Raw genomic sequence first — 8,957 nt, 5'->3', positions numbered from 1 at the left:
CGGCACCGCGAACATCGTGCCGGCCGACGCGAACGGCATCGCCTACAGCCGCAGCCCCGGGCAGGTACTGAACATCGTGTACCTGACCCCCAAGGCCGCAACCTCAGGCGGTTTCTTCCCCAAGGGCGTCAACGGCCCGGTGAACAGCAGCGCCGCCAACGGCTGAACCTGCGTCCCCCTTGTGGGTGCCTGCGCCGGCCGTGATGGCACCCGTGCAGGCACCCACCCGTGGATCCCGGCACGGTCAGCCGGGCGACGCAGGCAGCGCCGGCTAGGGCGGAACCGGCGACCTGACTGCGGGGGTGTCAGGACCGCGCCTGCGTAGCGACGGTCCGCAACGCGGCGCGCACCAGCCGGGCGACCTGGCTCGGGGTCCAGCCGGTCGCGTCGGTGACCTCAGCGACGCTGCGATGGGCCAGCGCCGTCGCCCAGAGTGCGTAGCGCTGCCGGGGCGGCAGCAACGCCAGCTCGTCGAGCAGGATCGCGTCCCGCACCGCTGAGGCCAGCCGGGCCGGATCCGCCTTCGACCCGAACTCGGCCTGCAGGACCGCCAGTACCTGGGCGCGGGTACCCCGCCGGGCGGGGTCTTTCGCGGGACGGGACGTGTCCACGCTGGTCAATGCGAGCACCACACTGCCCCGTGCCCGGGCCCGGGCACGGCGCGACTGTCCCACGGCTTGGTGCGCGACCCGATAAGCCAGCGCCAGCATCCGCTCGTCCACCGAGGGCTCCCCATCCAGCCAGGACGGCATCGAACCCGGGCCCGCATCGCGGGTCCCGGCCGTCATCGGAGCACGCTCCGGGATCGTCCGGCGAACCGAAGCTGGATCAGTGCCCCGGCATCGACGACGACGCCAGTGTCAGCGGTTCTGCCGAACGCGGCCGCGGCCCATTCCCGGAACAACGGGTCCTCCGGCGGTACGGCGATGTGCTGGACTGCGGTCATCACTACCTCTCCCAGTCAGCACCAATCCGGCTGGCGGATGGATGCCCTGGCGGCTCGATGCTAAACCCGGCGCGCCAGCGGGCGCGACCGCAGGGATCAGCTCAGGTCGATGCGGATGACGCCCGGGGTGGTCGGCTGGGGCGAGCCGGTGACGGGCTCGGTGGTGATCCCGATCCGGTCGATGTCCGCCGGGAACACGCCGGCCAGGGAGGCCGGCCCGGTGCCAGGCCGCAGCAGCCCAGCGGACTGCGGGCCACGGGGACCGATCAGCCACACCTGGTAAGCATGCCGGTCATCGAGCTCGGGGACACCCTCGAGCGAGACGGACACCTTCGCAAGCGACCGGGACGCCACCACGGTGGCGTGCCCTCCTGTCGTCCCAGGACCGCTCACCATGACCGCGTCCGGGGCGCGCCGGACCAGGCTTTGTTCCAGCGCAACCGATCCTCCGTCTCCAGGGCGCTCGCCGAGAACGACGCCACCGGCCAGAGCACCGACGACCGCGGCCGCGGCGGCGAGCGCCAGTGCGGCCCTGGCCCGCCACCGGCGGTGGGCAACCGGCCGGGTTTGGCGGGTAGCCGTGATCCGGGCCAGCACGGCAGCCCGCAGTGCCGGCGCAGGCCGCGCTTCGACAGCGACCGCCAGCCGGGCAGCCATCTCGCGCAGCTCGTCGACCTCCTGAGCGCAGACGTCGCACTCCTGCAGGTGCCGCTCGAAATGAGCACGCTCGATTCCGGTCACGGCATCGAGCGCATAGGCTCCGGTCAGCATGTGGATCTCGGCGCCGGTCATCCCGGCCCACCCAGCACGTCGCACAGGCGGATCAACCCGTCCCGCATCAGGGGCTCCACGGTGATGACCCGACCCACGGCACCCGGCCCTGTTGCCGCGCTCGTGAGGGTTCCGCGATGGCGGCCATGGGACTCCTTTGCTGGCTGGTGATATATGCGCGAAGGGACGGCACATCGGACGGAGTGGTATTCGCCGCCACGAACGGGCCGTATTGGTCTCGCCGTGCCAGGTCATTCCTCACCTCGATGACCCGCTCACCCATCCCTCGCGCCTCCGGCTCCGAAGAACCGGTATGACCACCACCGACGCCTCCCGCTCGGCACCATCACGGCTGCGCCTGCCGTCAGCGGCGCTGTGCGGGGTGCTCGCGCTCCTCGCTGCGCTGGCCGCGGGACATCTGGTGGCGTCGTTCATCAGCATCAACGCCTCCCCCTACCTTGCGGTCGGCAACGGCGCGATCGACCTGACCCCGGTGCAACTGAAAGATTTCGCGGTCCGCACGTTCGGCACCCACGACAAACTGGTGCTGCTCAGCGGGATGGCCGCAGTGATGCTCGCCGCCGCCGCGCTCGCCGGGATGCTGTCGGCTCGCTCGCCCCGCCCCGGGGTCGCGATCATCGCACTGTTCGGCGTAGTGGGCGGGTTCGCCGTGTACCAGCGGCCGGACCTGACCGCGGTGGCGTTGCTCGCCCCGCTCGCCAGCCTCGTGACCGGGGTGGCGGTATTCGTGCTGCTGCATCGGATCGCCCCGCGCAAACCGACCGCCCGGGAACCCGGTTCCACCGGTTCGTCTCGCCGTTCCTTCCTGCTCGGCGGCGCCGGGGTGGTGGTCGGAGCAGGTGCGCTCGGCAGCGGCGGGCAGCTCATCAGCGGCACACGCGACGCCACTGCATCCCGCGCAGCAGTGGGAAAACTCGTGCCCGCCACCGCCGCACCCGCCATCCCGGCCGACGCCGACTTCGCCAAGCTGGGCACCCCGGCGTTCGTGACCCCGAACCCGCAATTCTACCGCGTGGACACGGCATTGTCCGTGCCGCAGGTCCGCACCGAAGACTGGAGCCTGCGCATCCACGGCATGGTCGAGCGGGAACGCACCTACACCTACCGCGACATCCGCAACCGGCCGCTGGTCGAACGCACGATCACCATGACCTGTGTGTCCAACGAGGTCGGCGGCGACTACGTGTCCACATCGGACTTCATCGGCGTCGACCTGGCCGATCTGCTCGGTGAAGCCGGGATCCGGTCCGGTGCGCAGCAGCTGTTCTGCACCAGCGTCGACGGATGGACCTCCGGCACCCCGGTCGCCGCCGCACTCGACCGCAGCCGCGGCGCGATGCTGGCAATCGGCATGAACCGGGAACCCTTGCCGCTGGAACACGGCTTCCCGGCCAGACTGGTCACACCAGGGCTGTATGGCTACGTGTCGGCGACGAAATGGGTCGTGGACATCGAAGTGACCACCTGGAAAGCCCGGCAGGCGTACTGGCTCAGACGCGGCTGGAGCGAACAGGCCCCGATCAAAACCGAATCACGGATCGACACCCCGAAAGGATTCGCCACCGTGCCCGCCGGCTCGGTCCGGCTGGCCGGGATCGCCTGGGCACAGCACAACGGCATCGACAAGGTCGAAATCCGCATCGACAACGGCGCCTGGCAACCGGTCACGCTCTCGGCCGAAGTCAACCTGAACACATGGCGGATGTGGTGGACCCAGATCGCCCTGAAACACGGAACCCACCAGGTCTTCGTCCGTGCCACCGACAAGACCAGCTACACCCAGACCGACCAGCGCGCCGGCACCGTTCCCAACGGTGCCACCGGCTGGCACTCCACCACCTTCATCGCCACCTGAGGAATCTCTTCCCACCCAGACCCATCCGGCGCGCAACCGGCACCGAATGCCCAGCAGAACAGGCCAGTGACCGGCCGCCAAGATCCAGTCCATTGTGAACGGAGAACACCCGTGAAAACCCTTCGCATCGCCGGAATCGGTCTCACCGCCGCCGCCGCACTCGCGCTGACCGCGTGCAGCAGCAACGACCAGGCCTCCTCCGAAAGCGGCAGCTCCAGCAGCGCACCCATGCCGTCCTCGTCCGCACCGGCGTCCAGCAGCGCGTCCAGCGACGGCATGACCACCAACGCCGACGTGTTCGGCCCCGCCTGCTCCAAACTCCCGCAAGGCAACGCACCCGGATCGCTCGACTCGATGGGCCCGCAACCGGTCGCCAGCGCCGCCTCGACCAACCCGCTGCTCACCAAACTCGTCGCCGCGGTCAAGGCCACCAACCTCGTCGACACCCTCAACAGCCAGGCCGCAATCACCGTGTTCGCCCCGGCCGACGCCGCGTTCGACGCGCTCGGCGACGCGAAGTTCAACGAGCTGGCCAAGAACCCCAGCCAGCTCGCCCCGATCCTGCAATACCACGTGCTCGGCAAGCGCTACGACGCCAAAGGCCTCGCCGCCGCCGGCAACGTCACCTCGCTCAACACCGCAGGCGGCCCGCTCAAGATCGAAGGCACCGGCGACAACATGACCGTCAACGGCGCCAAGATCCTCTGCGGGAACATCCCCACCAAGAACGCCACCGTCTTCGTCATCGACAAGGTCCTCACCCCCGGCACCAACAAAAACTGACCGACCGCCCGCGACCACGAGCCCGGCGTGCCTGCCCTCCCGGCCACGCCGGGCCCGTCTCACGGCAGGTTTCCCGGCATCGTTGCCGGGGCACCCCGGAGTATCCGCCGCCGGCGGAAAGGTCAGAAGGAGTCGGTCCCCATGGTTGCCCTGCTCGGTTTTCTGCTCGTAGTCTGGCTGGTCTGCGTCGTGGTCGGAATCGCCGTCAAGGGCCTGATCTGGCTCCTTGTCGTCGGTGCCGTCCTGTTCGTCGCCACCGCGGCGATCGGCTACGTCAAACGCAAATCACTCGGACACCGCTGACCACGGCCCGGCCTGGACGGCAAAGTCGCGCTCATCACCCCCTGTGCAGGAAGAAGCGGGTAACCGCCGAGGGAACGCCGACTTCACCGACAGCAAGACCGGGTATGCCATCGTCGAGGTGGGCTCGCATGATGAAGCCGTGCTGATCTTCTCCAGCGACCCTGCACTCGGGACTGTCCGAGGGCAAGTGGGTCGACGTCCTGGAATTTCCCCCGCTTCCCGGTAGGAAATAGCCAGTTGCCGCTGCCGGAGACGATGCTGGAACCCGTGAGCAAACCACGTGGTCGACGCAACCGCGCAAGTTCGGCGACGGGGAATCGTTGAACCAGCTGCGCAATCCAGTGAGGCCGCCAACCGCGCCGCACTCACGGGTGTTCTCCGCGCTCGGCCGGCCGTTCATCTGCAGCGCATCCGCACCGGGTTTGCCGAACATCCCGCATACCCAGAGCGAGGTTGTTGACCTGCACGGCTGCGGCGGCCTGCTCGGTCCGGCAGATCCCTGCCGCACGGTGCACCACAGCCGTTTCCGCCGAGCAGATCCGCCACGGACCGGATCTCAGCTCTGGCCGGGGCAGCAGGTCCGCGCCAGGCGGGCAGGCAGATGATGCGCAACCAAGCGTCACCAGGTCGGCGTAGCGGACAGCGCACCGGCGCTCGAAGAGGCGTTCCCACAGCACCTCCTGATGTCGTCCGCGGTGTGTCCAGATCGATCGTGTCAGAGTGATCGACGTCCGCACAGGACGCCGGTTGCCCGTCACCGCCGAAGGACTCCTTGAACTGCTGTCACTGTTCCCGGAGCTGACCGCCCGGCTGGGCCGGATCGAACGGCGTCACCTACCACCTGATGCCTGGCCGCCCACCCCACGCTGCCCGCGCTCCGGGGACAAGCACGGCGATGTCCGGCTCGAGGGTTTTCCGGTCGCAGCACGCCGCCACCTTGACCGTGATCGGCACACAGCACCGGCTGACCCTGCTTCTGATTCCTCCGGAAGCCGATCCTGGCTTCGCGCAACGCAGGTTGTTGACCACGGAGCGCCGAGGCAACACCGGCACCATCGACCCGCTGCTGTCCGGCCTCACGGAGGACACGGCCGTGCTGCGCTGGGAAGTCGAAGGTGGCCGTCCCGCTCAGGCGGAACCCGTCGACCCATAGCCGGTCAGTCGTCGGCTACGCCCCGTACGCCGGTGGCGCGACGTCAAGGCTGGCGTGCAGCCGGTCCCGGATCTCACCAGGGCGCAGGCCGGCCGCAGGCGCTCACAGCATGCCAGAACAGCCTCCGACGAACTCGGCACGAGCTGCTCATCCTCGACCAGATCCTGTGGTGGGCGGGCGGGCGACCCAATCTCTCGCCGCTCACCGTCGCTCCGACGTAACCGGCACGTGCATCCATCCTCCGAATCCGCCGTACGTCCGAGAATGTCAGCAGTGCAGCGTCCGGCGCCGAAAAAGCCGGCCGCTGCGGTTCCCACGCATCACAAGGAATCCTGCCTGCGTTGCGGGCGGTTCGAAAGCACAGCCAGGCTGCGGCACGCCCCGTCCGCGTCGATGCGACGGTCGAGCCGTGCCGCTTCACAGCGCTGCCGTCGGCGGCGGCCTCGCCGCCTCAAGGAGCGCGCATCGTCGTCGATCCTCGCGTGCGCGATGACCCCACGCTGGACCCGGCAAAGGTCTGCACAGCCACATCATTCGGAGCCCCGGTAGCGGAACAGGTGGTCCGGGCGTCCGCGGGTCCGGGCAGGAGACCAGAGCGCGCTGGTTTCGCCCGGCGCGGGGTTGTGCGGAGATCGCGGGACCGGACCGTGGCTCGTGTGCGGGCTCTGGCCAGGTGCGGACTGGTTGTGCTCCGGCTACGTGCGGCGCGCCGGGAGCGGCGCTTCGTTCGTCGTTGGCGGTTGATGTAGTCGGGCCAGTGAAACCGTTCGCAAGGTGCGGTCCGGCCGGATGCTCCGAGCCGACCACCGTCCGCTGCTACGCCACGTGGTGGGGGTAGTCCGGCGAGCGCTGCTGGAAGGCCAGGATCGCCGGGTTCGCGATGACGCCGTCGCGGATTTCGACGGCGCGCCCGACGGTCTCTGTACTGTCCCAGGTGGACGGTCCGGCGAGTACCGGCCGCAGCAGCGGGAGCAGGGCCTCGCTGATCTCCCAGGTCGCCGAGTTCCACAGGTAGGACGGGCTGTGGTCGACGGCGTAGTAGGTGATCCCGTCGCCGACGGTGAAGGCCGGGTCGGTGAATGTCGTGGGCCGGGCCCAGCCGAAGCCCATGCCCTCGTCGCACGAGACGTCGACGATGAGGCTGCCGGGGGCGAACGCGTCCAGGTCGGTCTCGATGAGGAACGTCAATGGCGCCAAGGGGTCCTGCAGGACGCAGTTCACGACGATGTCGTGCTCGGCGAGGAATGCGGCCAAGGGTACCCGGCCCCGGTCGGTGAGCGCGTGGCTGCGGCGGGGGTCGCCGGGGCGGTTCGCGTCGTGGTCGAAGTGGACCATGGTCGCGGAGTGGATCGGCGAGCCGACCGCGGTCACCCCGCGGCCGGTGAGGACGCGTACGTCGTGTATGCCGTGCGCGTTGAGCGCGGTGATCGCACCCCGCGCGGTCGCGCCGAAGCCGATCACCGCGGCCCGCAACCGGCGGCCGTAGTCCCCGGTCGATCCGGTCAGCTGCAGGGCGTGCAGCACCGAGCAGTAGCCGGCCAGCTCGTTGTTCTTGTGGAACACATGTAGCCCGAACGAGCCGTCACGGACCCAGTGGTTCATCGCCTCGAACGCGATCAGTGTCAGCTTGCGGTCGACGGCCAGCTGGGTGAGTTCGCGGTCCTGGACGCAGTGCGGCCACCCCCACAGCACCTGGTGCGGCCGCAGCTCGGCGACGTCGGCCCGCAGCGGCTTGGCGAGCAGGACGATGTCACATTCGGCGATGAGCTCGTCCCGCGTGCGCAGCCCGGCCACGGCACCCTTCAGCTGTTCATCGGGCACGCCGAACTCCGCGCCGTAGCCGTATTCGAGATAGATACGCTCGCGCAGGTCGGCGTCGATCCGCCCGAAGTGGCGAGGGTGGATGGGCAACCGCCGTTCGTCCGGTTTCCGCGAACGCGCGACAACGCCGAGAGTGAGCTGCTGCACCGGGCCCCTTTGCTCGATTGCGGTCTGGACGCTGCTCGCCGGACGGCGTCAGCGGCGCAGGTTCTCGGGTGCTTCGTCGAGCAGGTGCAGCAGCCGCACCGCCAGTACCTGGCAGGCGGTGTCGGTGAGGCCAGTGTCTCGCTTGAGCAGGTCTCGTACCTGGGCGACGCGCTGGTCGTAGCGCGACACGAAGTCGATTCGGGTGGTCATGGATTGTTCCTCTTTCCTGGTTTCGCGGCTTCCTGCCGCGCAGGCACATCCACGGTGGTAACCGCCTGCCGCGGTCGCCGCGCAGAAGCGGTCCGCGATCAGGTCATGCGCGTCCCGCTCGTGCGGGCAGACCGGGCAGCCGGACCCGCCCTCATCGAGCTTCACGGCGTGGAGATTCTGCCGGATGTCGATGGCGATGCAGGTCATGGCGCTCCAGACTCCGGCAAGCACCGGGGGCTGGGACGAGAAGGCCGGCGTGCCGCGATCGTTAACCACGTGGCGCGCGAAGACCAGGCGAACTACGAGGGCCGGGGACGATGCGCGCTCGAACGCCCGCATACGGGATGCTCCCGGACCCCATCGACACTACACGGGTGCGGACCCCGGCAGGTCACGGCCACGCACCCGGTCCCCCACCGGCCGTCTCAGCCAGGCCCGGGAACACCGTTGCCGAAGAGGATTTCCCTGGCCGTGGCGGTGGAGTCGCCGCTCGCGGCCGAGCGGAGTACCGCCCGCGCCATTCCGCCGGGCGTTTCCGGCGGCACCACGAGCAGGCTGACCCGCCGCGAGTCCGTCCCGAGCGCCATGATCGTGTGCGGATCAGTGAAGCGGAATCCTTCCAAACGCACGGTCCGCTCACCGACGCGTACCTTGCGGGCAGCCAGTCCCCACGTGTCCAAGTGGTAGGTCACGCGGCTGAGCGGGCCTACCGCCTCGGCAAGCGCCGCCGTGAGCTCCGGCAGTTGCGCAGCCAGGTCAAGGGACCGCGGCCACCAACCGCCATCAACGTGCCCGCGCTCCGCTCCGGGCGGCTTCACCATCAGGCGTGCGGCAGAAGGCTGCCCTGCCTTGCCTTCCGGGCTGGTTTCCCGCTGGCGCACGACGGTCATCCCGATACACGTTCCGAGGTCGCGCGCAGCGGCGCCCCTACGTCGTGCAAATGCCGA

Annotated in this window: 10 protein-coding genes; 4 read left to right on the top strand and 6 right to left on the bottom strand. The window is 69.2% G+C overall.

Annotated features, from left to right (window positions below; all coding sequences use genetic code 11):
* Positions 1 to 305 precede the first annotated feature (305 nt).
* From OO71_RS45600 to OO71_RS45595, 3 genes are all read right to left on the bottom strand, one after another.
* On the bottom strand, positions 306 to 788 hold the full coding sequence (locus tag OO71_RS45600; protein ID WP_033296374.1) for an RNA polymerase sigma factor: 483 nt from the start codon (positions 786 to 788) through the stop codon (positions 306 to 308).
* Positions 785 to 946 (bottom strand): hypothetical protein, encoded by a 162-nt coding sequence (locus OO71_RS50770; protein ID WP_156096880.1) that lies wholly within the window; start codon positions 944 to 946, stop codon positions 785 to 787. Before OO71_RS50770 ends, OO71_RS45600 begins: the two co-directional genes overlap by 4 nt.
* Before the next feature lie 96 nt (positions 947 to 1,042).
* The gene (locus OO71_RS45595) at positions 1,043 to 1,738 is read right to left on the bottom strand and encodes an anti-sigma factor (protein WP_033296373.1); all 696 of its coding nucleotides are present in this window, start codon (positions 1,736 to 1,738) and stop codon (positions 1,043 to 1,045) included.
* Positions 1,739 to 2,030: 292 nt separating this feature from the next.
* Between OO71_RS45595 and OO71_RS45590 the strand changes: the two genes are divergently transcribed.
* From OO71_RS45590 to OO71_RS45575, 4 genes are all read left to right on the top strand, one after another.
* A complete protein-coding gene (locus OO71_RS45590) occupies positions 2,031 to 3,593 on the top strand; it encodes a molybdopterin-dependent oxidoreductase (RefSeq protein ID WP_033296372.1) in 1,563 nt (520 codons plus the stop codon).
* A gap of 111 nt (positions 3,594 to 3,704) precedes the next feature.
* Positions 3,705 to 4,376, top strand: coding sequence for a fasciclin domain-containing protein (locus OO71_RS45585; protein WP_033296371.1), 672 nt, complete (start codon positions 3,705 to 3,707; stop codon positions 4,374 to 4,376).
* A 141-nt stretch (positions 4,377 to 4,517) separates the two neighbouring features.
* Complete coding sequence (locus OO71_RS51425; protein WP_033296370.1) at positions 4,518 to 4,679, top strand: hypothetical protein; 162 nt, start codon at positions 4,518 to 4,520, stop codon at positions 4,677 to 4,679.
* Positions 4,680 to 5,574: 895 nt separating this feature from the next.
* Positions 5,575 to 5,832, top strand: coding sequence for a hypothetical protein (locus OO71_RS45575; protein ID WP_033296369.1), 258 nt, complete (start codon positions 5,575 to 5,577; stop codon positions 5,830 to 5,832).
* A gap of 816 nt (positions 5,833 to 6,648) precedes the next feature.
* On the opposite strand, the gene OO71_RS45570 is transcribed toward OO71_RS45575, so the two are convergent.
* The 3 genes from OO71_RS45570 to OO71_RS45560 form a co-directional block, all read right to left on the bottom strand.
* On the bottom strand, positions 6,649 to 7,800 hold the full coding sequence (locus OO71_RS45570; RefSeq protein WP_033296368.1) for a N(5)-(carboxyethyl)ornithine synthase: 1,152 nt from the start codon (positions 7,798 to 7,800) through the stop codon (positions 6,649 to 6,651).
* 48 nt (positions 7,801 to 7,848) lie between these two features.
* On the bottom strand, positions 7,849 to 8,349 hold the full coding sequence (locus OO71_RS52810) for an RGCVC family protein (protein ID WP_156096879.1): 501 nt from the start codon (positions 8,347 to 8,349) through the stop codon (positions 7,849 to 7,851).
* Positions 8,350 to 8,435: 86 nt separating this feature from the next.
* Entirely contained in the window at positions 8,436 to 8,900 is a 465-nt protein-coding gene (locus OO71_RS45560) for a DUF5994 family protein (RefSeq protein ID WP_051793247.1), read from the bottom strand.
* Between the last annotated feature and the right edge of the window lie 57 nt (positions 8,901 to 8,957).

Origin of the sequence: Amycolatopsis jejuensis (assembly GCF_000717335.1) — a bacterium.
GTDB classification, from domain to species: Bacteria; Actinomycetota; Actinomycetes; order Mycobacteriales; family Pseudonocardiaceae; genus Amycolatopsis; species Amycolatopsis jejuensis.
The sequence above is the reverse complement of the archived record's forward strand: the minus strand, read 5'-3'. Positions and strand labels throughout refer to the sequence as shown.